General features: G+C 66.7%; 24 protein-coding genes. 11 read left to right on the forward strand and 13 right to left on the reverse strand.

The features are described 5' to 3' along the window. Position 1: 1 nt before the first annotated feature. Positions 2 to 127 (reverse strand): K(+)-transporting ATPase subunit F, encoded by a 126-nt coding sequence (gene kdpF, locus ACYU98_RS12805; protein WP_460468602.1) that lies wholly within the window; start codon positions 125 to 127, stop codon positions 2 to 4. Positions 128 to 187: 60 nt separating this feature from the next. Between kdpF and ACYU98_RS12810 the strand changes: the two genes are divergently transcribed. Then, the gene (locus tag ACYU98_RS12810) at positions 188 to 736 is read left to right on the forward strand and encodes a 4'-phosphopantetheinyl transferase family protein (protein ID WP_460468603.1); all 549 of its coding nucleotides are present in this window, start codon (positions 188 to 190) and stop codon (positions 734 to 736) included. Here the strand turns inward: ACYU98_RS12810 and ACYU98_RS12815 are convergent. Continuing rightward, a complete protein-coding gene (locus ACYU98_RS12815; RefSeq protein WP_460468604.1) occupies positions 708 to 2,393 on the reverse strand; it encodes a fatty acid--CoA ligase in 1,686 nt (561 codons plus the stop codon). The genes ACYU98_RS12810 and ACYU98_RS12815 overlap by 29 nt on opposite strands. A gap of 122 nt (positions 2,394 to 2,515) precedes the next feature. Between ACYU98_RS12815 and ACYU98_RS12820 the strand changes: the two genes are divergently transcribed. The 4 genes from ACYU98_RS12820 (at position 2,516) to ACYU98_RS12835 (ending at position 6,667) form a co-directional block, all read left to right on the forward strand. Continuing rightward, on the forward strand, positions 2,516 to 3,973 hold the full coding sequence (locus ACYU98_RS12820; protein ID WP_460468605.1) for an ABC transporter substrate-binding protein/permease: 1,458 nt from the start codon (positions 2,516 to 2,518) through the stop codon (positions 3,971 to 3,973). Next, positions 3,970 to 4,752, forward strand: a complete 783-nt coding sequence (locus ACYU98_RS12825; protein WP_460468606.1) for an amino acid ABC transporter ATP-binding protein — start codon at positions 3,970 to 3,972, stop codon at positions 4,750 to 4,752. The genes ACYU98_RS12820 and ACYU98_RS12825 overlap by 4 nt, the downstream gene beginning before the upstream one ends. Positions 4,753 to 4,884: 132 nt before the next feature. Beyond that, on the forward strand, positions 4,885 to 5,259 hold the full coding sequence (locus tag ACYU98_RS12830) for a YciI family protein (RefSeq protein WP_460468607.1): 375 nt from the start codon (positions 4,885 to 4,887) through the stop codon (positions 5,257 to 5,259). A gap of 88 nt (positions 5,260 to 5,347) precedes the next feature. After that, positions 5,348 to 6,667 carry an RNA polymerase sigma factor gene (locus tag ACYU98_RS12835; protein ID WP_460468608.1) on the forward strand — a complete coding sequence of 440 codons (1,320 nt, stop codon included), beginning with the start codon at positions 5,348 to 5,350 and terminating at the stop codon, positions 6,665 to 6,667. A 3-nt stretch (positions 6,668 to 6,670) separates the two neighbouring features. Here the strand turns inward: ACYU98_RS12835 and ACYU98_RS12840 are convergent, their stop codons facing one another. The 5 genes from ACYU98_RS12840 to ACYU98_RS12860 are packed head-to-tail and all read right to left on the reverse strand — an operon-like array spanning position 6,671 to position 11,165. Next, on the reverse strand, positions 6,671 to 7,501 hold the full coding sequence (locus tag ACYU98_RS12840) for a uracil-DNA glycosylase (protein WP_460468609.1): 831 nt from the start codon (positions 7,499 to 7,501) through the stop codon (positions 6,671 to 6,673). Positions 7,502 to 7,548: 47 nt separating this feature from the next. After that, positions 7,549 to 8,499 carry a sulfate/molybdate ABC transporter ATP-binding protein gene (locus ACYU98_RS12845; RefSeq protein ID WP_460468610.1) on the reverse strand — a complete coding sequence of 317 codons (951 nt, stop codon included), beginning with the start codon at positions 8,497 to 8,499 and terminating at the stop codon, positions 7,549 to 7,551. Then, on the reverse strand, positions 8,496 to 9,302 hold the full coding sequence (locus ACYU98_RS12850; protein ID WP_460468611.1) for a sulfate ABC transporter permease: 807 nt from the start codon (positions 9,300 to 9,302) through the stop codon (positions 8,496 to 8,498). Before ACYU98_RS12850 ends, ACYU98_RS12845 begins: the two co-directional genes overlap by 4 nt. Beyond that, positions 9,292 to 10,152 (reverse strand): sulfate ABC transporter permease subunit CysT, encoded by an 861-nt coding sequence (gene cysT, locus ACYU98_RS12855; protein ID WP_460468612.1) that lies wholly within the window; start codon positions 10,150 to 10,152, stop codon positions 9,292 to 9,294. The genes ACYU98_RS12850 and cysT overlap by 11 nt, the downstream gene beginning before the upstream one ends. After that, positions 10,149 to 11,165: an extracellular solute-binding protein gene (locus ACYU98_RS12860; protein ID WP_460468613.1), complete on the reverse strand. Its 1,017-nt coding sequence runs from the start codon at positions 11,163 to 11,165 to the stop codon at positions 10,149 to 10,151. The genes cysT and ACYU98_RS12860 overlap by 4 nt, the downstream gene beginning before the upstream one ends. A 174-nt stretch (positions 11,166 to 11,339) precedes the next feature. Between ACYU98_RS12860 and ACYU98_RS12865 the strand changes: the two genes are divergently transcribed. The 5 genes from ACYU98_RS12865 to ACYU98_RS12885 all read left to right on the forward strand — a co-directional run bounded on the left by ACYU98_RS12865 (position 11,340) and on the right by ACYU98_RS12885 (position 15,632). Then, positions 11,340 to 12,173: an SDR family NAD(P)-dependent oxidoreductase gene (locus ACYU98_RS12865; protein WP_460468614.1), complete on the forward strand. Its 834-nt coding sequence runs from the start codon at positions 11,340 to 11,342 to the stop codon at positions 12,171 to 12,173. A gap of 105 nt (positions 12,174 to 12,278) precedes the next feature. Then, the gene (locus tag ACYU98_RS12870) at positions 12,279 to 12,749 is read left to right on the forward strand and encodes an SRPBCC family protein (RefSeq protein WP_460468615.1); all 471 of its coding nucleotides are present in this window, start codon (positions 12,279 to 12,281) and stop codon (positions 12,747 to 12,749) included. Positions 12,750 to 12,793: 44 nt separating this feature from the next. Then, entirely contained in the window at positions 12,794 to 13,582 is a 789-nt protein-coding gene (locus tag ACYU98_RS12875; RefSeq protein WP_460468616.1) for a maleylpyruvate isomerase family mycothiol-dependent enzyme, read from the forward strand. A gap of 136 nt (positions 13,583 to 13,718) precedes the next feature. Continuing rightward, positions 13,719 to 14,462 carry a 3-hydroxyacyl-CoA dehydrogenase gene (locus tag ACYU98_RS12880; protein WP_460468617.1) on the forward strand — a complete coding sequence of 248 codons (744 nt, stop codon included), beginning with the start codon at positions 13,719 to 13,721 and terminating at the stop codon, positions 14,460 to 14,462. Positions 14,463 to 14,477: 15 nt separating this feature from the next. Beyond that, on the forward strand, positions 14,478 to 15,632 hold the full coding sequence (locus ACYU98_RS12885; protein ID WP_460468618.1) for an acyl-CoA dehydrogenase family protein: 1,155 nt from the start codon (positions 14,478 to 14,480) through the stop codon (positions 15,630 to 15,632). Between the two features lie 42 nt (positions 15,633 to 15,674). Here ACYU98_RS12885 and ACYU98_RS12890 read toward each other — a convergent pair whose 3' ends face one another. Next, complete coding sequence (locus ACYU98_RS12890; protein ID WP_460468619.1) at positions 15,675 to 16,385, reverse strand: cation diffusion facilitator family transporter; 711 nt, start codon at positions 16,383 to 16,385, stop codon at positions 15,675 to 15,677. Next, entirely contained in the window at positions 16,382 to 16,750 is a 369-nt protein-coding gene (locus ACYU98_RS12895) for an ArsR/SmtB family transcription factor (protein WP_460468620.1), read from the reverse strand. Before ACYU98_RS12895 ends, ACYU98_RS12890 begins: the two co-directional genes overlap by 4 nt. A gap of 133 nt (positions 16,751 to 16,883) precedes the next feature. Between ACYU98_RS12895 and ACYU98_RS12900 the strand changes: the two genes are divergently transcribed. Then, entirely contained in the window at positions 16,884 to 18,575 is a 1,692-nt protein-coding gene (locus tag ACYU98_RS12900; protein WP_460468891.1) for a DEAD/DEAH box helicase, read from the forward strand. A 62-nt stretch (positions 18,576 to 18,637) separates the two neighbouring features. On the opposite strand, the gene ACYU98_RS12905 is transcribed toward ACYU98_RS12900, so the two are convergent. The 4 genes from ACYU98_RS12905 to ACYU98_RS12920 all read right to left on the reverse strand — a co-directional run bounded on the left by ACYU98_RS12905 (position 18,638) and on the right by ACYU98_RS12920 (position 21,879). Then, entirely contained in the window at positions 18,638 to 19,303 is a 666-nt protein-coding gene (locus ACYU98_RS12905) for an NAD(P)H-binding protein (RefSeq protein WP_460468621.1), read from the reverse strand. Positions 19,304 to 19,365: 62 nt separating this feature from the next. After that, on the reverse strand, positions 19,366 to 20,736 hold the full coding sequence (locus ACYU98_RS12910; protein WP_460468622.1) for an MFS transporter: 1,371 nt from the start codon (positions 20,734 to 20,736) through the stop codon (positions 19,366 to 19,368). 80 nt (positions 20,737 to 20,816) lie between these two features. Next, complete coding sequence (locus ACYU98_RS12915) at positions 20,817 to 21,386, reverse strand: cysteine hydrolase family protein (RefSeq protein ID WP_460468623.1); 570 nt, start codon at positions 21,384 to 21,386, stop codon at positions 20,817 to 20,819. A gap of 67 nt (positions 21,387 to 21,453) precedes the next feature. Continuing rightward, positions 21,454 to 21,879, reverse strand: coding sequence for a MarR family transcriptional regulator (locus ACYU98_RS12920; RefSeq protein WP_460468624.1), 426 nt, complete (start codon positions 21,877 to 21,879; stop codon positions 21,454 to 21,456). Between the last annotated feature and the right edge of the window lie 43 nt (positions 21,880 to 21,922).

Below are 21,922 nucleotides of genomic sequence, written 5' to 3' on the forward strand. Positions count from 1 at the left end.
TTCAGAACCGATCCGGGCGGATCAGCGCATAAAGCAGGTATCCGACCAGAGCGAGGGCGACGAATGCGGCCGCCAGATTTTCGACCATGACACCAGGCAACGCCTGCCCGCCCGTGGCGGAGCGCACCTTGAGGTGGCATTGACGGGCGTTGACGCGATCTTGATGCCTACCCCCGACAATGGAGCGGTGGACCCAGTGATCCTGATCGAACCCAGCGGGAGCGGTCTGTCGCCGGATCATCTGTCCGCCCCTGAGCGGGACAGATGGTCGCGCCTTCTGCGTTCTCAGGATCGGGACGACTTCGTCGCTGCTCGCGCGCTCGCGGCGCGAGCAGCGGCCGCGCTGGGGGTTCCGGATGCCCGCTTCGAGCAGCGCTGCGAGCGCTGCGGGGGGCCACACGGTCGGCCGCGGATCATCGATTCGGACCTGGCGGTGTCGTGGTCACATACCGGCGGGTGGGTAGCGGCCGTCGCGGCTTCAGCCGGTCCGGTGGGCATCGATATCGAGGCCGGCGCGCCCGACACCGAACTGGCGATGGGCCGCTCCGGCCGGTCGTTCGTACGCGGGGAGGCGTTGGTGAAGGCAGGTGTTTTCGATCTGGACGAGGCGCTGCGCACCCCGCTGGAATGGCCAACCGGCGAACAGCAGGCGTACGCGGGGTTTCTGGTGGTCGACCTCGCGCACGGCCCGCTGATCGCAGCGGTGGCTACTCCGCTGGCATCTGGGTGCGGCTGACCGTTAGATCGCCGTCAGCGAACTGGGCGCGGATCCGCTTCTTGTCGAACTTGCCGACCGACGTCTTGGGCACCTCGTCGATCAACGCCCAGCGGTCGGGCACCTGCCAGCGCGCGAGGTGGGCGGCCAGATGGTCGCGCAGGTCTTCCATCGAGACGCTCACTCCGTCGCGGACGACGACGACCGCCAGCGGGCGTTCGCCCCACTTCTCGTCGGGCACGCCGACGACCGAGGCCTCGATGACATCGTCGTGGGCCATCAACAGGTCCTCGAGGTCGACCGAGGAGATCCATTCGCCGCCGGACTTGATGACGTCCTTCGCGCGGTCGGACAAGAAGATGAAGCCGTCAAAGCTGATCGTGCCGACATCACCCGTACGCAGCCATTCGCCTTCGAACTTGCTGGCCATGTCTGCGAGTTCGGCTTCGGACTCGGTTCCGTTGGAGTAGTAGGCGGCGGTGATCCACGGTCCGGACAGTTCGAGTTCGCCGATCGATTCACCGTCCCACGGCTTCACCTCGCCGTCGGGTCCGACGATCCGGCCCCGGGCGCCGGCGATCAAGCGGCCCTGGGAGAGGCGGTAGCGCCAGTATTCGTCGGAGCCCTCTTCAAGTCGGGTTGGCGGGTTGGCCGCGCTGACCAGCGGTGAAGTCTCGGTCATGCCGTAGGCCTGGATGACCTCCACGCCGTGGCGCTCCTGGAAGCCTTTCATCACCGCCGGTGGGCAGGACGAGCCGCCCGATACGAGTCGGCGCAGGTGGGAGACATCGCCACCCTTGCCGTCGAGCAGTTGCAGCATGCCGTTCCAGATGGTCGGCACCCCCGCGCCGGTGGTAACGGCCAGCTCGCCGCACATCCGCAACAGCGGTTCGGGCTGCAGGAAGCGGTCGGGCATGACGAGCGTGTTGCCCGCGACCATCGCGCTGTAGGGGAAACCCCACGCGTTCGCGTGGAACAACGGCACGACGACCAAGGTGCGGTCGTACGACGTCAGTTCCAGTGACTGCGCGCAAGACACGGCGTGGACGTAGTTCGAGCGGTGGCTGTAGACGACGCCCTTGGGGTTGCCCGTGGTGCCGGAGGTGTAGCACATCGACGAGGCGGACATCTCGTCGAGCTCGCTTGTCGGCCAAACGAATTCGTCTGATTGATCGGCCATCAGCTCGGTCCAGTCGTGGACCTCCTCGACGTGTTCAGGCGCGCCAAGCGCCTCTCGTACGGCGTCCGGAATCGGGCCGTTGACGATCACTCGACGGATCTTCGGCAGGTGAGCAAGGAGCTTGGAGAACGGCTCGGCGAGGCTGTTGTCGACGACGACAACCTCGCTCGCACCGTGGTTCGCCACATAGATCAGTTGCTCGGGGAAGAGTCGGATATTCAAGGCGTGCATGACCGCGCCCATGGCCGGCACCGCCAGATAGGCGGTGAGGTGCTCGGCGTTGTTCCACATGAAGGTCGCGACGCGTTGATCCGCGTCGATGCCCATCCCGCGCAACGCGTTCGCCAGCTTGCGCGCCTCGATGCCGATCTGGGCGTACGTCGTCTCCCGCGGTCCATTCTCGGTCCAGGTGATGCACTTGGACTCGCCGTGGACCGTGGTGCCGTGTTCGAGCAGCCCGGCAATGTTCAGGCTGGAGGTCTGCATGGTGCTTTTCATGGGTCGAGCCTGCCAGCCCGAGAAGCGAATGTGGTCCTAGTCACGGAAGATCGGTCGAGGATCCCACGGATGGGCGCCGATGGATTGGCGCGGGAACCTTTGGCAGGAGTTAACTGTTCGTCATGGGTCACAAAACATCGCGTGCGGTCGCAGTGCTGTTCGCACTGCTCGTCGCGATCACCTCGTTGCTGGGTTTCGGGGGTGCGACGGCCGCTTCGGCAGCGCCGGCGACCGCCCACGCCGCCGGTCTGCCGAAGGTGCTGCGAGTCGGCACCGAGGGCGTCTACCCGCCGTTCAGCTTCCATCAAGGTGACAAGCTGACCGGCTTCGACGTCGAGTTCATGCGCGCTCTTGGCCAGAAGCTCGGCATCGACGTGCAGTTCGTCGAGGTCCCGTGGGATTCGATGTTCGCCGCGTTGGGCGCGGGCCGCATCGACGTCGTCGCCAACCAGGTCACCGAGAACCCGCAACGCAAGGCGTTGTACGACCTGTCGACCCCCTACATCGACACGACCGGTGTCGTGGTCGTCGCGAACAACAACACTTCGATCAAGGGACTGTCGGACCTGAAGGGCAAACGGGCGGCGCAGAACCTGACCAGCAACTGGGCCGACGTCGCCAAGCAGAACGGCGCCACCGTCGTCGGTGTCGACAGCATGGACAAGGCGATCCAGAACCTGCGCCAAGGCAGCGTCGATGTGATGGTCAACGACAAGCTCGCGGTCCGCAACTTCATGGCGACCCAGAGCGACCCCGGCGTAAAGATCGTTGCGGAGACCGCCGATCGGTCCGAGTCGGTGTTGGCCGCGCGGAAGAACTCGGGCTTCATGCCGCAACTTGATGCCGGGATCGCCCAGCTCAAGGCCGACGGCACGACCAAGACGTTGTACGACAAGTACTTCAACCCCGACGCCAAGCCGATCACCGACTGGCAGATCGCCAAGGACAACGCCTGGCCGATGGCCTGGGCGGCGATCAAGGTGACTATCCCGCTGACCATCGTCAGCTTCATCATCGGTCTGTTGATCGCCCTTGGTGTCGCGGTTGCGCGCATGTCGACCAACCCGCTGGCATTCCTCCCGGCCCGGCTCTTCGTCTCGGTGTTCCGCGGGATTCCGGTGTTGGTGCTGCTGTTGCTGATCTACTTCGGGCTGCCCCAGTTCGGTTGGAAACTGTCGCCGTTCACCGCGGCCGTCATCGGGTTCTCACTCAACGTCGCCGGCTACGGCGCGGAGATCATCCGGGCCGCGATCCAGTCGGTGCCCCGCGGGCAGTGGGAAGCGGCGCGCACGATCGGGATGGACCACCGCACCACGCTGCGCCGGCTGATCATTCCGCAGGCCGCCCGCACCGCTGTTCCTCCGCTGTCCAACACCCTCATCGATTTGGTGAAATCGACCTCACTCGCCTCGGCCATCCTGGTCGTGGAGTTGCTCCGGCAGGCGCAGATCGCTGCCGCGCCGACGTTCAAATTCTTCACCCTCTACGGCCTGGCCGCGATCTACTACTGGCTGATCAGCGTTGTCTTGTCGTTCATCCAAGCCCGCATCGAGAAGCGAGTGAGCAGGTTCGTCGCATGAGACAACTCTTGAAGGTTCAGAACCTGCGCAAGTCGTTCGGCGATCACCGGGTGATCGACGACATCTCGTTCACCGTCGAGGAGGGCACGGTCACGGTCATCCTCGGCCCGTCCGGATCCGGCAAGACAACCCTGTTGCGTTCGCTCAACGGACTCGAATTACCCGAATCCGGAACCGTTTCGATCAACGATGTGAGCGTCGACTTCGGGCAGGTCCACCCCGGCAAGCGCGGCCAGTTGCCCAAGCAGCAGCGCGCGTCAATTGCCCGGCTCACCGACCGCAGCGCGATGGTGTTCCAGAGCTACAACCTGTTCCCGAACCGCACGGCCTTGGAGAACGTCACCGAGGGACCGGTCGTGGTTCAGGGAGTGCCGGCCGCGCAAGCCCGCGAGCAGGCGCTGGAATTGCTCGACAAGGTGGGCCTCTCGGACCACGTCAGCAAATACCCCTACCAACTCTCCGGTGGCCAGCAGCAGCGCGTCGGCATCGCCCGGGCGCTCGCCCTCAAGCCCGAACTGGTGCTCTTCGACGAGCCGACCTCAGCGCTCGACCCGGAACTGGTCGGTGATGTGTTGCGGGTGATGCGCGACCTCGCCGCCGAAGGGTGGTCGATGGTGATCGTCACCCATGAGGTGAAGTTCGCGGCGCAGGTTGCCGATCAGGTGCTATTCATCGACAACGGACTCATCGTCGAGCAGGGGCCGCCGGCGCAGGTCATCTCCAACGCCCAGAACCCGCGTACGCAGGACTTCTTGCGCCGCATCCTCGAACCAATCTGACCCATCCGCCCGGCTCCCCACGCCCGGGAAAAAAAGATTGTCGTCGCCATGTCGAAAACGCGGCAGGCTGTCCGACGTAGGGGTGAGTCGGTCACCGAACCGCGGTGACCCACCGAGTAACAGGAGCAGGACATGCCTCGTTTCATGGGATTCGTACGGATGGTCGAAGGTGGCGGCATGCCGCCGAAGGCGCTGTTCGACGCGATGGACAAGTACATCGGCGAGCAGGCTGCCGCAGGTCATTTCCTGGATGGCGGCGGTTTGTATGGCACCGAGGACGCGATCAACTTCGTGGTTCGCAAGGGCGAGGTGACCCGGGTCGACGGGCCCTACGCCGAGGCCAAGGAGGTCGTCGGCGGTTGGGCGATCACCGAGTACGACTCGGTCGAGGCCGCGATCGCCGGCCAGGAAGAGTTCGCTGCGCTGCACGCAACGCACTGGCCGGAGTGCGAAATGGTCGCCACCATGCGCCAGATCTCGGACGGTCCTGACGCACCGACCGAATGACCCGCCGCTTGTCCGTCGTCGGCGTTTGATGATCGAACGCCGATGACGGACAACCGCCGGTCCGTAAGTGGGTCCGTACGCTGGCCGTATGGCCGACCGGAGCGACGACCCGACTGCTGAGGGCACCTCCGAGCGCACCTCCACGACCGAATCCGCCACAGATGCCGCGATCGCGGCCGTCTGGCGCGCGGAGTCGGGCCGATTGGTCGGCGCCCTCACCCGGATGACCGGAGATCTCGACCTCGCCGAAGACCTGGCGCAGGACGCGCTGGTCAGCGCCCTCGAACAGTGGCCGACTGGCGGTGTTCCCGCCAACCCCGGCGCCTGGCTGATGAGCATCGCCAAGCGTCGCGGTATCGACACGTTCCGGCGCGCGGCCACGCTGCAGCGCAAAACCCAAGAACTCGGCCACCGGCAGGAGGTGAGCGTCATGCCCGACCTCACCGGTCAGGTCGACTTCATCGAGGACGACGTGCTGCGGCTGATCTTCCTCTCTTGCCACCCCCTGCTGTCGCCGGAATCGCGCGCCGCGCTCACCCTGCGTGTCGTCGGTGGCCTCACCACCAGCGAGATCGCGCGCGGCTTCCTGTCGACCGAAAAGGCGATGGGACAACGGATTTCGCGCGCGAAGAAGACTCTGAAGGAGTCCGGCGCCGACTTCGAGCTGCCGGTCGGCGCCGAGCGGGAGGTTCGCCTTGATGACGTGATGGCGGTGATCTACCTCGTCTTCAACGAGGGCTACACCGCGACGGCGGGCGAGGACTGGATGCGACCCGAATTGACCGGCGAAGCCATTCGACTGGCTCGGATGCTCGCCGAGTTGGTGCCTGAGGAACCCGAAACTCACGGCCTGCAGGCGCTACTGGAACTTCAGGCTTCCCGCATTCCGGCCCGGCTCGACGGCGCTGGTCACCCGGTGTTGCTGGATGACCAGGACCGCAGTCGGTGGGACGCCCTGCTGATCAGGCGGGGTCTGGCCGCGCTGGCGAGGGCTCGTGAATTGGGCGCTCGCGGTCGTCCGGTCGGCCGCTACTTCCTGCAGGCGACCATCGCGTCGATGCATGCGCGGGCCGCGGTGGCCGGCGAGACCGACTGGCCGGCGATCGCGCGCTGCTACGACCTGTTGGCCGAGGCCGCGCCAGGTCCGATCGTCGAAGTCAATCGGGCGGTTGCCCACGGGCGGGCCTACGACGCCGCAGCGGGCCTCGCCGTGTTAGCCGCTATCGACGATGCTGTGTTCACCGACTCCCACCTGCTGATGAGCGTGCGGGGGGACTTGCTGGAGCGGGCTGGCCGTGGCGCAGAGGCGGCCACGAGTTTCCGGGCCGCAGCCGCGGCGACCTCGAATGAAGGCGAGCGGTCTGTGCTGCTCAAGCGAGCACAATCAGCCCGGGCTCAGCCCGGTTGAGCATCAGCCCTGGTTGGCCAGCAGTCCGATCGCGTGGTCGAGCATCTCTTCGGTGAGCCTCCCGGTGAAGGTGTTCTGCTGGCTGACGTGGTAGCTCCCGACCAGCCGTACGGTGCGGGTTTCGTTGCGCAGCAACGCGGTCGTCGCGTGTCCGAACTTCGGCTTCGGACGCGGGACTTCCCAACCCAGCCGCCTTGCCGAGGCAAGAGTCGCGTCCCAGGCGATCGAGCCGAGGGCAAGGATCGACCGTAGTCGCGGGGTCGCCAGTTCCAGATCGCGGTCGAGCCAGGGCGCGCAACGGTGGCGTTCGTTGGTGGTCGGCTTGTTGTCCGGCGGCGCGCAGCGCACCGTCGCCACAATCCTCATGTTGCGCAGCTCGAGCCCGTCACCGGCGTGCGTCGCCGTCGGCTGACTGGCGTAACCGCTTCGATGGAGCGCCGCGAACAACCAGTCGCCGGAGCGGTCGCCGGTGAACATTCGCCCGGTGCGGTTCGCGCCGTTCGCGGCCGGCGCCAGGCCCACGATGAAGAACTCGGCAGCGGGGTCGCCGAAGCCGGGGCCGGGGCGACCCCAATAGGGCTGGTCGGCGAACGACGCCCGCTTGGTCTCGGCGACCTGCTCGCGCCAATCGACCAGTCGGGGGCAGGCGCGGCAGAGCGAGATCCGGGCGTCGAGTTGCCTCACGTCGCGGGACCGCGCTGCCAAGTCGACGACCGCGGCGGCATCCCGAGCCACCGGCGTCCGCTGTCCGGCCGGGTCGCCAGGCCAGCCCGTCCCCGGGCGGACCGGGGAGGGGAAGAGGTCACCGGTGATCGGGTGAGGCAACTGCGTCATGGACGCCAGGCTACGGAAGTGGTCGCTATAACGACCGGAATCCTTTACTACGGGTGTAGCGGGGTGGGGATTGCTCGGACCCACACGTCACTGCCGTCGCGCAGCCGCAACGCTTCCGCCTCACCGCGGGTCAGCTGGGCCCACGGCGTCTCGTCACCGGCGGTGAATTCGGCGCGCACCTCATGCCCGATCCGTACGACCTGCCGCACCCGGGCTGGGGTGGCGCCGGCCGTCGCGTTGGTGAGAACTTCGATGTCGTGCGGCCGAGTGAGTCGACCACCGAGCCGCGTGGTCGGCCCGAGGAAGCCCATCACGAACTCGTTCGCCGGGTGATCGTAGAGCTGTGTCGGACTGCCCACCTGGTCGATCCGGCCGTGGTTGATGACGGCGATCTCGTCGGACACCTCGAGGGCCTCTTGCTGGTCGTGGGTGACGAAGACCGTTGTCACATGGACCTCGTCGTGCAGTCGGCGCAGCCAGTCGCGCAGTTCCTTGCGGACGTTCGCATCGAGTGCGCCGAACGGCTCGTCCAGCAGGAGCACCGACGGTTCGACGGCCAGTGCCCGCGCCAGCGCCATCCGTTGACGCTGCCCGCCCGACAGTTGCGACGGGAGGCGGTCGGCGAACTGGTCGAGGTGGACCAACTCCAACAGCTCGTGGACCCGCCTGCGGATCTCGTCCTTGGGGCGCTTGCGGATCTCCAACCCGAAGGCAACATTGCGGTAGACGCTCAGGTGTTTGAACGCGGCGTAATGCTGGAAGACGAAGCCCACCCCGCGCCGCTGCGCCGGGACCTCGCTCATGTCCTGGCCACCGATCCGTACGATCCCGCTGTCCGCCGGTTCGAGGCCGCCGATGATCCGCAGCAGCGTCGACTTGCCGCCGCCGCTGGGGCCGAGCAGCGCGGTGAGTGCGCCGTCGCGGATGTCCAAGTCGATCCCGTCGAGGGCGGTGAAGCTGCCGAATGTCTTGACGACTCCCTTGATCTCGATGCTCATCGCAGCGTTCCTTTCCGGTGGTGGGAGACAGCCAAAATCGCCAGGATGGTGACGAGCACCAGCACGAATGACAGTTGGTAAGAGCCGGGTTCGAACTGTTCGACCCGCTCGGCGACCAACAACGGGACCGTCTGGGTCTGGCCATCGCCGCTCACGCCACCCGACACCACGCGAACGGCGCCGAACTCACCGATGCAGCGGGCAAGGCAGAGCACGATCCCGTAGAAGAGCGCAGGGCGGATGGTCGGCAAGGTGATCCGCCACCAGGTCTGCCAGGCGTTCGCGCCCAGAACCCGCGCCGCCTCCTCCTGGTCGGTGCCTTCCTGTATCAACACCGGCGCCACTTCGCGCAGGATCAGTGGCAGTGAGACGAATGCGGTCGCGAGCACCATCCCGGGAATCGAGAAGATGACCGAGATCCCTGCGGTCGCCAGACCTGGCCCGAACCACCCGTCGACCGGTCCGTAGACCAAGATCAGCGCCAGGCCAACGACAATGGGGGACACCGAGATTGGCAGGTCTGTGAGCATTCCGAGCAGCCGCCGACCGCGGAACCGGTAGCGGGTCAGCAGGGTCGCCATCCCGACCCCGAACAGCAGATTCAAGATCACCGCCAGAATGGCGACCTCGGCCGTCAGTCGAAACGCGACCAGCGCCTCCGGCGCAGTGATCGAGGTCCAGAACTGACCTACCCCACCCGACACAGTGCGCCAGGTGACGGCGATGAGTGGGATCAGAACCAACACACCGACGTACGCCAGCCCGGCGCCGCGCAGCGCTAACCGGGAGCGACTAGAAGCCACGGCGAGCCACCCTGCGTTGCAGGACGTCGACCGCAGCGAGCACCACGAGGCTGACGACCAGCAGCGCCGTCGCGGTCGCGGCGGCCCCGGCGTAGTCGAAGTTCTGGATCTGCTGGAAGGCATACATCGAGGCGACGCGGGTCTTGTCCAGGCCACCGGAGATCAGCAGCACCGACCCGTATTCGCCCATCGCCCGGGCGAAGGCCAGCGCCGCGCCGGAGACGACCGCCGGGAAAATCACCGGCAACACAATGCGCCGGAACGTGGTGAAACCGGAGGCGCCCAGGCAGGTCGCGGCCTGTTCGGCCTCGAGGTCCAGGCTCATGAGCACCGGCTGCACCGACCGTACGACGAACGGCAGCGTGACGAACAGCAGCGCGAAGACGATCGCCTTCTGGCTGCCGAGCAGGTCCACCGGGCTGCCGCTGCCATAGACGCTCAGCAGCACCACCCCCGCGACGATGGTCGGCAGCGCGAACGGGATGTCGATGATCAGGTCGACCGCGCGCCGTCCGCGGAAGGCGTCTCGCACCAGAATCCAAGCCAGCAGGGTTCCCATGACCGCGTTGATCAGGCCGACCAGCAGTGAGCTGAGCACCGTCAGGCGTAGCGCCGCGATAGCCCCGGGTGCGGTGACGTTGGCCCAGAACTGGCCCAGGCCGCCGGAGGTGGCGTTGACCACGACCGCCGCGAGCGGGAGGAGAACCAGCAGGCTGAGCCAGAGCACGCCTGTGCCCAACCCCAGCCCGGACCACGGGCCGAGCGGCGCGCGAAGGGCTTCAGCCGCCGCGGCGGCCGCGGGCTTGTCGCCGGCAGCGGTCACGGTCGGTCGTTGGTCGAGTGCGGTCATCCCGACGCGTTCTCCACGGTGGTGACGATGCCGGTCTTCTTGTCGAAGAAGTCGGTGTTGACCTTCTTCCAGCCACCCAGGTCGGCGATCGTGGTCAACTGCGCGACCTTCGGGAAGGGGTTGGCCGGGTTGTTCGCGCCGGCGACGGTTCCGGGAGCGACGATGTCGTTGACCGGTCGGTATCCCTTGCTGGCGAAGATTTTCTGGCCGTCGGCGCTGGTGACGAACGACAGGAACTTCTTCGCGGCGGGGGAGGCCTTGGTGGTGACCGCGCCGGGGTTCTCGATCAGAACGCTCTGCGGCGGAACCACGTAGTCGACCGGCAGGCCGGACTGGCGGGCAGCGATCGCCTCGTTCTCGTATGACAGCAACACATCGCCGGTGCCCTGGGTGAACGTGGTCATTGCGTCGGCGCCACTGCTCGGCTTGCTGACGACGTTCTTGAACAGCTGCGAGAGATAGGTTTTGGCCTGCGCTGGGGTCTGCCCGCGGGAGATCGCTTGTTCGTACGCCGCCAGGATGTTCCACTTCGCCGACCCCGACGACGCGGGATCGGGCGTGACGATTTTGACGCCGGGCTTGACCAGGTCGGCCCAGCCGGTGATGTGCTCCGGGTTGCCCTTCTTGACCACCAGGACCACGACCGAACTGGAGACGATGCCCTTGTTCGCGTCGGTGTCCCAGCTGGCGGCGACGAACTTCGGCACTAGGCGGCTCATGTCTGTCCCGACCGAGAAAGCGACGTAGTCGGCTTTCTGTCCGTTGGCGACTGCCTTGCTCTGGCTGCCGCTGGCGGCGTACGAGCCGGAGAAGGTGGTGCCCTTGCCGTCGGCGGTCTTGGCGAAGGCAGACCCCAAGGCGTCGTACGCCGGTTTCGGAACGGAGAATCCGACGATCGCCACTTTTCCGCTGTTCTGGGTGCCACTGGCACTGCCGCAGCCGGTAGCCACCAGGGCGATGCCGAGGCCTGCGACAGCGGTGGTGAGCAGGTGCGTACGGGAGGTGCGGGTCATGTCGGACTCCTTGTGGCATTGCGGTGACATCACAGGAAGTTATTCAATCCATAGCTTGGTGTCATGTTTAATCCAGATAATCCCGACCAGTGAGATAGGAAATGGCCCAACCGGCCGGACTAGGGTTGTCACGACCCTCTTCGGGCCGATTCGTCGAGCGCTCAGGAGCAGCAGATGTCGAACAAGATCGCTGTGGTCACCGGGGCTTCGTCCGGCATGGGACTCGCGGCAGCCGTCGAACTCGCCGGGCGCGGTTTCGACGTCGTGGCCACGTTGCGCAGCCCCGACAAAGCCGGGGCGCTGCAGACAGCGGCCGAACAGGCCGGCGTGACGGTGTCGGTGCGGGCCCTCGACGTCACCGACGCCGACAGCGGCGACCGCCTCGGTGAAATCGCCGCCGAATTCGGTGCCATCGACGTCCTGATCAACAACGCCGGTCAGGGCGCGGTCGGAACCACCGAAGACCTGACGATGGACGAGATCGAGGCGCAGCTCGCGGTGAACTATCTCGGCCCCGTACGCCTGGCGAAGGCCGTCCTGCCGACCATGCGTGAGCGGGGCAGCGGTCGCATCCTGACGGTGACGAGCGTCGGTGGCGTTGTCGGTCAGCCGTTCGCCGACGCCTATTGCGGGGCGAAGTTCGCGGTCGAGGGGCTCATGCAGTCGCTGGCGGTCGTCGCCCACGAGATGGGGGTGTGGGTCAGCGTCATCGAGCCGGCCGCGGTTGCGAGCTTGTTTGTTGAAAACGCGAACAGGACACCCGCGGTCGGCCCCTATGCCGATCTGCAGAACGCCTATCTGTCTCGTACGGCGGGAGCCTTCGCCAACGCCCAGAGCCCGGCCGATGCGGGCCGGGCGATCGCCGACGCGGCGACCAGCCCGACCTACCAATTCCGTTGGCAGACTTCGGATACCGCCCGCGCGTTCGTGTCGACCTCGCTGGCCGATCTGGACGGCAGCCGGGTCTTGGGGTTCACCGGCGAATGGATCAGGCCCGGCCGGAGCTGACGTTTGCACACACCTCTGCACACACCTCAGCATCGATTCCGAGCGGCACTCGAGGTCTCAGTCGGCTAGCCGCCGCCAACTCGGCAGCCGTGCGAGGCTGACCGCATGGCCATCGTGAAGCTGTCCCAGTCCCGTGCTGTCCCGGTTCCGCTCGAGGAGACCTTCGACCGGGTGCTGGTGCATCCGCTACCGGAGGTGTTCGCCCGGCGCAGCCTGGCGATCCCGCCAATCAAGGACGTACGAGGACAGGTCGGGCAGTGGGGTTCGGCCGGCCAGACTCGCACGATCGTTCTTACCGACGGCGGAACGATGCTCGAGACCCTCGACCGAGTCGATCGTCCCGATTCGTTCGGCTACACGATCAGCCAGGTGACGGGTGCGATGAAGCCGCTGGTCACCTCGGCGATCGGGAGATGGGACTTCGAAGCCGCGGGGACCGGAACACGGATCACCTGGACCTGGCTCGTCACACCGACCACGGTCGGCCGCTTGGCCATGCCCGTCTTTGGGGCGATGTGGAACGGCTATGCGAGCAAGGCGTTGGCGCAGCTTGAGACGATCCTGGTCGGCCGATAGGAAGACTTGGGAACAGGGACCGGTTGGGCGCGGTTACTCCCGGCATGAGCACCCTCGCAGCAGGAACGATTGATGCACTCCGCCACGAACACGACACCCTCACCGACCTGGTGACCGCGCTGAGCGACGAACAATTGAACGGCCCGTCCGGCGCCACCGATTGGACGATCGCTCAGGTTCTTTCCCACCTCGGCAGCGGGTCCGAGATCAGCCTTGCCAGCCTGCACGCCGCGCTGGGTGAGGGCGAAGCGCCGGCCGACGACTTCAACCGGTCCGTCTGGGATCGCTGGGATGCGATGTCACCGGCCGACCAGCGATCGGGGTTTCTCGACCACAACGCCCGCTTGGTTGCGGCGCTCGAAGCGCTGACCCCGGAGCAGCACGACTCGGTGTCTGTGCCGATTGGCTTCCTGCCGGCGCCGGTGTCGGTCGCGACCTACGCCGGACTTCGACTCAACGAGGTCGCTCACCACAGTTGGGACGTCCGCGTCGGTCTCGACCACAGCGCCGGACTGCTCGGCACCAGCACCCCCGTTCTCCTCGAGCAGTTCTCCGGTGACCTCGGGGTGCTGCTGGGCTTCGTCGGGAAGGCGGACCTCCTGAGCGAGCCCGTCGTCCTGGCCGTGGCCGACTCCGGCTACGGCTTGGCGATCGATGACAGCGTGAAGCTCGTGACACCGGTCGACGGGCCGACGGCCGCGTTCGAGGGCCCGGCCGAGGCCGCACTGCGATTGATCAGTGGCCGGCTGCGGTCGGAATACACGCCGGCCGAGGTGTCGGTGACGGGCAACGTCACCCTCGACGAACTTCGTACGGTGTTCCCGGGCTTCTGAGCCGTCCGCGCCCGAACATTCGCTGCACCCAACGCCCGCCTTGCCGACTGCGGCGCTACCGTCGTCAGGGGCGAGCAGCCGACCGGGACGAGTTGGCCCGAAACTCGCACCGAACGTCGAACGAGGAGCAGCAGCAATGGATTTCGAGAACAAGACCTTCATCGTCACCGGCGGAGCGTCCGGCCTCGGTGGGGCCACGACCAAGACCCTGCTGGAGCGCGGCGCCAATGTCGTCGTCGCCGACCTGTCGGGTGACGGACCGGCCGGTTCGGTCTTTGTCGAGACCGACGTGACGAACGAGCAGCAGGTCCAGAAAGCGATCGACGTTGCCCGTGAGCAGGGCGGCCCGCTGTCCGGCGTCGTCAACTGCGCCGGCATCGCGATCGCCGCGAAGGTGATCGGCAAGGAAGGCCCGCACTCGCTGGACGCCTTCATGAAGGTCCTCCAGGTCAACCTGGGCGGCACATTCAACATGATTCGTCTCGCGTCCGCTGTGATGCGCGAGAACGAGCCGGGCGAGGACGGCGAGCGCGGCGTGATCATCAACACGGCGTCCGTCGCCGCGTACGACGGTCAGATCGGCCAGGCCGCGTACGCCGCGTCGAAGGGTGGCGTGGTCGGGATGACCTTGCCGATCGCCCGCGAACTGGCTCGTGACGGGATCCGGGTGATGACCATTGCGCCGGGTCTGTTCCTCACCCCGATGTTGCAGGGCCTGCCCGAAGAAGCGCAGAAATCGCTCGGCCAGCAGGTGCCCTTCCCCTCCCGGCTCGGCAACCCGGCCGAGTACGCCGACTTGGCCGCACACATCATTTCCAACCGGATGCTGAACGGTGAGGTCATCCGGCTGGACGGTTCGATCCGGATGGCCCCGAGGTGACGAGGTGGTCACCAAATGATCTTGGATGACTACCGATCGCCGTGGATGAACGAGGAGCTCACCGACCTTCAACACCTCGCCCGCACCTTCATCGCGAAGGAGGTGGTCCCGAATCTGGAGCGCTGGGCCGACCAGCACGGCGTCGACCGCGACTTCTGGCGCAAGGCGGGTAGCGCGGGCCTCTTGTGCATCTCCATTCCGGAGGCGTACGGCGGAGGTGGCGGCGACTTCCGTCACGAGGCGGTGATCATCGCCGAGCAGGCCATGGCCGCTGATGACGCCTGGGCCAACCAGGTGCACAGCACGATCTGCGCGCACTACCTCAACGAGTACGGCTCGGCGGCGCAGAAGAAGAAGTGGCTGCCGGGCATGGCCTCGGGTGAGCTGGTCTGCGCGATCGCGATGACTGAACCGGGCACCGGATCAGACCTGCAGAGCGTCCGCACCAAGGCCGTCCGAAACGGTGACCACTACGTCATCAACGGTTCGAAAACGTTCATTTCCAACGGAACTCACTGCGACCTGTTGATCATCGTGGCTCGCACCGGCGACGAGCCCGGCGGCAAGGGGCTGTCGCTGATCGTCGCCGAGACCACCGACCTGCCCGGCTTCGAGCGGGGCCGGGTGCTGGCCAAGATCGGCGGACATGGGCAGGACACCCGAGAGTTGTCGTTCACCGACATGGTGGTGCCGACCGCGAACCTGCTCGGCGAGGTTGAGGGTCAGGGGTTCGGGCAGCTGATGAACCAGTTGCCCCAGGAGCGGCTCTCGATCGCGGTGGGTGGCGCCGCCGCGTGCGAGGCCGCGCTGCGCGAGGCGCTGGCGTACGCCAAAGAACGGGAAGCATTCGGCAAGAACCTGCTCGGTTTCCAGAACACCCGCTTCGTGCTGGCCGAATGCAGCGCCGACGCGTTGGCGGCCCGCACCCTGGTCGACCACTGCATTGCCCAACACGTCGAGGGGAAGCTCGGCGCGGAGGGCGCGTCGCTGGCGAAGTTCTGGTGCACCGACATGCAGGGAAAGGTCGTCGACCGGTGCCTGCAGATCTTCGGGGGCTACGGCTACATGACCGAATATCCGATCGCCCGGATGTACGCGGCCGCGCGAGTGCAACGGATCTACGGCGGCACGAACGAGATCATGAAGGAACTCGTCGCGAGGTTCCTTTGATGGCCGGCGAGCGCTGCTCACCCGGTCGTACTTCGACTGCCGTCAGTGGTCGTGCTCGGAGGCATGCTCGTGCTCGTGATGGTGATGCTCGTCGGTGTCGAGCGCGCCGCCGGGGTCTTGTTGGACGGTGCGAAATGACTGCCAGGTGATCCGCAGGATCACCAAGGTGATGATCAGCCCGATGATCGCGTCACCGAGCTGAAACCCGAGGCCGACGACGATGGCGCTGGCGACCACCGACAGGCTGACCAGTCCGTCGGTGCGAGCGTGCGCACCGTCGGCAATCAGGGCTGGCGAGTTCAAACGTTTGCCGGCGCGGGTGCGGATCAGCGCGGCGATTTCGTTCCCGGCGAAGCCGATAACCCCGGCGATCGCCAACGCCACTAAATTCTCGAGGTGGTGGGGGTGAATCAGCCGGTTGATCGATTCGAAGAGCGCAACGATGGCGCTGATGAAGATGGTGGCAACGACGAAGTAGCCCGCGCGTTTCTCCGCCACGAATGACCGCATCCAGAATGCGATCCCCAACGGGATCGCGGTCAACGCGTCACCGAAGTTGTGAATCAGGTCCGCGAGCAGCGCCACCGAGCCGGTAGCGACGAACACCACGACCTGGGCAGCAGCGGTGAACAGCAGGACCAGCAGGCTCCAGCCGACTGCCCTGAGACCTGCGCGCGAAGACAGGATCGACCGGGCAACGAGCCCATGACTGTGCTCATGCCCGTGGTCGTCGTGCGAATGAAACGCGTTCATGCGGGATCCGATGTGGTGTGGTGGTGGGCACCGTTGCCGGCGGCGAAGGTGTGCTCGGCTTGCTTGATCGCATCGATCACCAGCTGCGAGGCATGCTCGTCGACCAGCCGGTAGAACGCGGTCGTGCCCTCTTTGCGGTGGGCCACCATCCGCGCGAGTCGCAGCTTCGCGAGGTGCTGCGACACCGACGCCGGTGTTTTCTCCACGACGTCAGCCAGGCGGTTCACCGACATCTCACCCGCGTTTCGCAAGGCCAGCACGATCCGCACCCGCGTCGCGTCGGCCAGCATCGAAAAGACCTCGACCGCGAGTTCGACGAACTCGGAGTCTGGGTCCAACCCGCAAACGGGACTATCTGCATGCATGCGCAGATTATTGCACTGATGTCCTGAACGGCGGTCGTCTGGGTCGCTGTGGGTGGAAGTGCGGCCAGGTGTTCTCACCCACTACCGTTGACAGGTGAGTGATATAGCGAACGAGGCCACGGCTGAACGCGAGATGCCGACCTTCGCCGAGCTCGGGTTGCCCGAGAAGGTGCAGGCCGTACTACGCGACGTGGGCTACGAAACCCCGTCGGCGGTGCAAGCCGCGACCATCCCGCCGCTGCTCGAGGGCCGTGACGTCGTCGGCGTCGCGCAGACCGGCACCGGCAAGACGGCGGCGTTCGCGCTACCGATCCTGTCCCGCTTGGACCTGACGCAGAAGGCGCCGCAGGCGCTCGTGCTCGCGCCGACGCGCGAGCTCGCGCTGCAGGTGTGCGAGGCCTTCGAGAAGTACGCCGCCCACCTCAAGGGCGTCAAGGTCCTGCCCGTCTACGGCGGTCAGGGGTACGGCGTACAGCTCTCCGCGTTGCGCCGCGGAGTCCATGTGGTCGTCGGCACCCCCGGCCGCATCATGGACCACCTTGAAAAGGGCACTCTCGACCTGACTCAGCTGCGATTCCTGGTCCTGGACGAGGCCGACGAAATGCTCAAGATGGGCTTCGCCGATGACGTCGAGACAATCTTGGCTGACACCCCCAGCGACAAGAACGTCGCGCTCTTCTCGGCCACCATGCCAGCCCAGATCCGCCGGCTGTCGAAGAAGTATCTCAAGGACCCTGTTGAGATTACGGTCAAGGGCAAGACCTCCACGGCGGCCAACATCACCCAGCGCTACCTCACGGTCAGTTATCCGCAGAAGGTTGACGCTCTGACCCGGATCCTCGAGGTCGAGAACTTTGAGGGAATGATCGTCTTCGTCCGAACCAAGAACGAAACCGAGACCCTGGCCGAGAAGCTGCGCGCCCGGGGATTCTCGGCGATGGCGATCAACGGTGACGTGGCCCAGAACGTCCGAGAGCGAACCGTTAACCAGCTCAAGTCCGGCGCTCTCGACATCCTGGTGGCGACCGACGTGGCGGCCCGCGGCCTCGACGTGGAGCGGATCAGCCACGTGGTGAACTACGACATCCCGACCGACACCGAGTCCTACGTGCACCGCATCGGCCGCACCGGGCGGGCCGGCCGCAGCGGCGACGCGATCTCGTTCATCACCCCGCGGGAGCGGTACCTGCTCAAGCACATCGAAAAGGCCACCCGCCAGCCGCTGACCCAGATGACCTGGCCCAGCGTGGAGGACGTCAACACCACGCGCTTGGCCCGCTTCGACGACCAGATCACCGAGGCACTGCAGGCGACTGCCCGGATCGAGGGCTTCCGCGAGATCGTGGCCCACTACGTCCGCGAGCACGATGTGCCCGAGGTCGACGTGGCCGCCGCTCTTGCCGTGGTTGCCCAGGGCAGCGAGCCGCTGCTGCTCGACCCGGCCGCCGAGAAGTCGCGGCGCACCGAGCGACCGGTCCGTGCCGAGCGGGCCGACCGCGGCGCCAGAACCAAGCCCAGCCGGGGCGATCGGGTCGAGCGTGGCGCCAAGCACGAACGTCAGGCCCGGCCCGGCCAGGTGGCGTTTGCGAGCTACCGGATCAACGTCGGCAAGCGGCACAAAGTGGAGCCGCGCCAGATTGTCGGCGCCATCGCCAACGAGGGCGGCCTGAGCCGTAACGACTTCGGCGCCATCACGATCCAACCCGGTTTCTCGCTCGTCGAGCTGCCGGCCGACCTGGCCCCCGAGGTCTGGGACAAGCTGCGCACCACCCGCATCTCGGGCAGGCTCATCGACCTGACCAAGGAAGACGGCATGCGGGGGTAACTGGACCCTTCGGGCAGGGCTGGCTCGCTGCGGAGCGGCGGCTTATCCAGAACGACGAGTGGTCACCGACGAAGTCGCGGCGAGTGAGAGATCTGAGCAGCCATGTCGGCCTTGGTCATGTCGGGGCCGACGAGTTCGTACACTCCGGGCTGAACCGAGTCGTCGAGCAGGGCGACGGCTGCGGCCTCCGCCAGGTCTGCGCGGGCGGCGGCGCTGATCGGCGCCGAACCGCTCGAACCGACCAGCACGCCACTGTCGAGCACCTGGTCGAGTTGGGCCAACGCGTTCTCGTGGTAATAGCCGTTGCGAAGGACGACGACCTGCGGGACGTCGGCCCGTTCGAGCAGTTTCTCGGTGTATTCGTGCTCAGGGGTCAGCGGGTTCTCGGGGTGCGATCGGGCGCCGATGAAGCTGGTGTAGACCAGTCGGTGCACACCGGCTCGTTCGGCGGCGGCGATCACGTTCCGGTGCTGACCTTCACGGTCGCCGACGCCCGGCCCGGAGACGAACAGCAGCCGGTCCACTCCCGAAAGGGCGGCGGCGTGGCCGGCCGGCTCGTCGAAGTCGAAGTGGCGTACCGCGACACCTTGTGCGGCGAGCGGTGCGGCCTTGGTGATGTCGCGGACGAGCGCGATCACGTCGCCCGCGACGACGTGGTGTTCGAGCAACGACTCGAGTGCGGCACGGCCGAGATGGCCGGTGGCTGCTGTGACGGCGAATGTGGTCATGTGTGGACTTCCCTTCGAGATGTTCGGTTTCCGTCGTTTCGGAGACGGTCAGTGGCTGTGGTTCATGTCGTGCTGAGACCGGACGCGGAATCGGCGTGGTGGCTGCGGGGCATCGAACGGCGTGCGTTGAGCACCGTCAGGGCGCCCGCAGCCAGGAACACCACACAGAAGCCGCGTAGGGCCGCGTTCGTGGTGCCGTCGGAGAACAGGACACCCATGATCGCGGTGGCGACGAAGCCGCCGATGTAGGAGGAGGTGCGCATCAGGCCGGACGCGACGCCGAACTGCTCGGCGGTGCTGGCCAGGTACAGCGCGGTCTGATTTCCCACCATGCCGAGTCCGAAGGCGAGCCCGGTCAGGACGGTGGTCACCACGGCGACCGTGACAGCCGCGGCGCCGAGCAGGGTGCTCGCTGCGAAGACCGTCATCGCGGCGCCCACCAGTAGCAGGCCCGAGGCGTGCACGAGCCTGCCGGCCCGTGAGGTGCGCCCCGCCCAGACGGCGGCGATCGCTGCCAGTGCCGACTGCGGCAGCATCACGAGTCCGACCTCGAGGGCGGACAGCCCGTGCACCTTGTCCAGCCACTGGGCCAGCGCGTAGAGCGTGCAGTAGACCGCGGTCGACAACAGGAACGATCGGATGTAAACACCGCGAATCGGACGTGAGGAGCCGATGAGGTCGACATCCAGGAAGGGCACCATCTGCTGCCGGGCTACGCGGCGCTCCCACAGGATCAGCACCGCGCAGGCAGCGACGGCGATCGCGATCAACGTCCAGCGCGGCTGTTGCACATCGCCCAGGAATACCGAGAGCGTCACGATGGCGGTGGTGAACAACGCCACCCCGAACCAGTCGAGCGCCGGGGCTTCGCCGGCGCGAGCGTGCGCATCGTCGGTTTCGGTCAACGTTGCCAGGGCCAGTCCCAGGGCGATGAGCGCCAGGGGAGTGTTGACCCAGAACACCGAGCGCCAGCCGAAGGTCTCGACGAGAAGACCTCCGAGGGGAAGGCCTGCGGCGGCCATCACATTTCCGGCTGCGGTGAGGGTGGCGATCTGCCGTGTCGGCACCGTCATGCCGGAAAGCTCCGCTCGCCGTCGCAGCATCACCAGCGCCGCGGGCGCGGCGCAGGACGTGCCCAGTCCGATCAGCGCTCGCGCGACGAGCAGTCCGGTGATGTCGTGAGCCAGGCCGCCGACAACGCCGGCGGCCGCCACCAGCACGAGCCCCGCGAACAGCACGCGACGGGCACCCCAACGCACCGACAGCGACCCCATGACCGGCTGTGCCACCGCGGAGGTCACGTAGACCACCGCTACGAGCGAGGCGAGTTGGGCGGGGGTGGCGTCGAGGTGTGCGCCGATCGAGACCAGCGCGGTGGCCAGGCTCGAGGTGTTGAGCGGGTTGAGGATGCTGGCCAGCACCAGGGCGCTCATGAAGGCGGTGCCTACGCCGGGCCCGCCCGTGCTGGATGTGCCGCGTCCGGGCCCGGGGTCGACCGTTGTCGACGCGGGCATCAACGGGCGTTCAGTGCGGTGAGGATGTCGTCGGTGGCTGCCACGTGTCCGATCGCAGGCAGGTCGCGCTCGAGGCTCGCGGTGTGGCGTGCCGGGTCGCCGTCCAGCACTGCATCTGACACCACGGTCACGTGGAAGCCCTCGTCGTAGGCGCTGCGGGCGGTCGACTCGACGCCTGCGCCGGTGGCGATGCCGCAGATGACGACCTGGGTGACGCCGGCGGCGCGCAGGTGGTCGGCCAGGTCGGTGCCGGGGAAGGCGCTCCAGGTGCGGGCCTTGGTCACGTGGTGGTCGCCGTCGTGGGCGGGAAGGCGGTCATCGAGCTCGCTGAAGTCGGCAGGTAGCTCATCACCCTCGGGAATCGGGTTCGCGACGCGTCCTCGGGGCAAGCCGGTGGCGTGTACCCAGACGACGGGGAGATCCGCTGCGTGGAACGCGTCGGCGAGGCGGGCGGTGGTCTCCACGAGCGATGTGGCCAGCTGCGGCGGGGGCATCCGCAGGATGCCCTTCTGCACGTCGACCACGAGCAGAGCGGTCATCGGGTCGAGGTCGGTGGGGGTCGTGGTCATGGCGGTTCTCCCGGGGTAGGTGGGTCGGCCACGCGCGGTGACCGTCGGGCATTCGGACGTAGGCCCGTCAGGGGGTGCCGGTGAGGCGATGCATCAGGTGCACCGCTTGTTCGAGGGTTCGACGTTCCTCGGCGGTGAAGTCGGCCTCCAGCCGGCGGCCCAGCCAGGTGTTCTTGTCGTCGCGCACCGTGTGGATGAGCCTGCGGCCTTCGTCGGTCAACGACAGCAACTGCCTGCGTCGGTCGCTGTCGTCCTGACGCCGACCCAGCAGTCCGCGACGCAGCAGATCGGTGGTGGCGACGTTGCTGGCCTGCGGGCTGATGGCCTCGCGGCGCGCGAGGTCGGCGCCGGTGAGCTCGCCCTGCAGGTCGAGTTGGGCGAGCATGCCCAGTTGGGTGGGGCTCAGCCCGTCGGCCCTGGTGTTGGCGGCGAGTCGCCGGACGAGTCGTTGACTGGCCGCCCGAAGCTCACTTGCCAGTTGCTCGGTGCGCATGAGTCGAGGCTACGCCCATAAACCAGATTGATCAAATTGGTTG

The organism is Calidifontibacter terrae (assembly GCF_054778835.1).

Coding starts and splice junctions, on each gene's coding strand:
- ACYU98_RS12815 (WP_460468604.1), bottom strand. CDS start 2,393: ATGAAAAGCACCATGCAGACCTCCAGCCTGAACATTGCCGGGCTGCTC.
- ACYU98_RS12820 (WP_460468605.1), top strand. CDS start 2,516: ATGGGTCACAAAACATCGCGTGCGGTCGCAGTGCTGTTCGCACTGCTC.
- ACYU98_RS12825 (WP_460468606.1), top strand. CDS start 3,970: ATGAGACAACTCTTGAAGGTTCAGAACCTGCGCAAGTCGTTCGGCGAT.
- ACYU98_RS12830 (WP_460468607.1), top strand. CDS start 4,885: ATGCCTCGTTTCATGGGATTCGTACGGATGGTCGAAGGTGGCGGCATG.
- ACYU98_RS12835 (WP_460468608.1), top strand. CDS start 5,348: ATGGCCGACCGGAGCGACGACCCGACTGCTGAGGGCACCTCCGAGCGC.
- ACYU98_RS12840 (WP_460468609.1), bottom strand. CDS start 7,501: ATGACGCAGTTGCCTCACCCGATCACCGGTGACCTCTTCCCCTCCCCG.
- ACYU98_RS12845 (WP_460468610.1), bottom strand. CDS start 8,499: ATGAGCATCGAGATCAAGGGAGTCGTCAAGACATTCGGCAGCTTCACC.
- cysT (WP_460468612.1), bottom strand. CDS start 10,152: ATGACCGCACTCGACCAACGACCGACCGTGACCGCTGCCGGCGACAAG.
- ACYU98_RS12860 (WP_460468613.1), bottom strand. CDS start 11,165: ATGACCCGCACCTCCCGTACGCACCTGCTCACCACCGCTGTCGCAGGC.
- ACYU98_RS12865 (WP_460468614.1), top strand. CDS start 11,340: ATGTCGAACAAGATCGCTGTGGTCACCGGGGCTTCGTCCGGCATGGGA.
- ACYU98_RS12870 (WP_460468615.1), top strand. CDS start 12,279: ATGGCCATCGTGAAGCTGTCCCAGTCCCGTGCTGTCCCGGTTCCGCTC.
- ACYU98_RS12875 (WP_460468616.1), top strand. CDS start 12,794: ATGAGCACCCTCGCAGCAGGAACGATTGATGCACTCCGCCACGAACAC.
- ACYU98_RS12880 (WP_460468617.1), top strand. CDS start 13,719: ATGGATTTCGAGAACAAGACCTTCATCGTCACCGGCGGAGCGTCCGGC.
- ACYU98_RS12885 (WP_460468618.1), top strand. CDS start 14,478: ATGATCTTGGATGACTACCGATCGCCGTGGATGAACGAGGAGCTCACC.
- ACYU98_RS12890 (WP_460468619.1), bottom strand. CDS start 16,385: ATGAACGCGTTTCATTCGCACGACGACCACGGGCATGAGCACAGTCAT.
- ACYU98_RS12895 (WP_460468620.1), bottom strand. CDS start 16,750: ATGCATGCAGATAGTCCCGTTTGCGGGTTGGACCCAGACTCCGAGTTC.
- ACYU98_RS12900 (WP_460468891.1), top strand. CDS start 16,884: ATGCCGACCTTCGCCGAGCTCGGGTTGCCCGAGAAGGTGCAGGCCGTA.
- ACYU98_RS12905 (WP_460468621.1), bottom strand. CDS start 19,303: ATGACCACATTCGCCGTCACAGCAGCCACCGGCCATCTCGGCCGTGCC.
- ACYU98_RS12910 (WP_460468622.1), bottom strand. CDS start 20,736: ATGAGCGCCCTGGTGCTGGCCAGCATCCTCAACCCGCTCAACACCTCG.
- ACYU98_RS12915 (WP_460468623.1), bottom strand. CDS start 21,386: ATGACCACGACCCCCACCGACCTCGACCCGATGACCGCTCTGCTCGTG.
- ACYU98_RS12920 (WP_460468624.1), bottom strand. CDS start 21,879: ATGCGCACCGAGCAACTGGCAAGTGAGCTTCGGGCGGCCAGTCAACGA.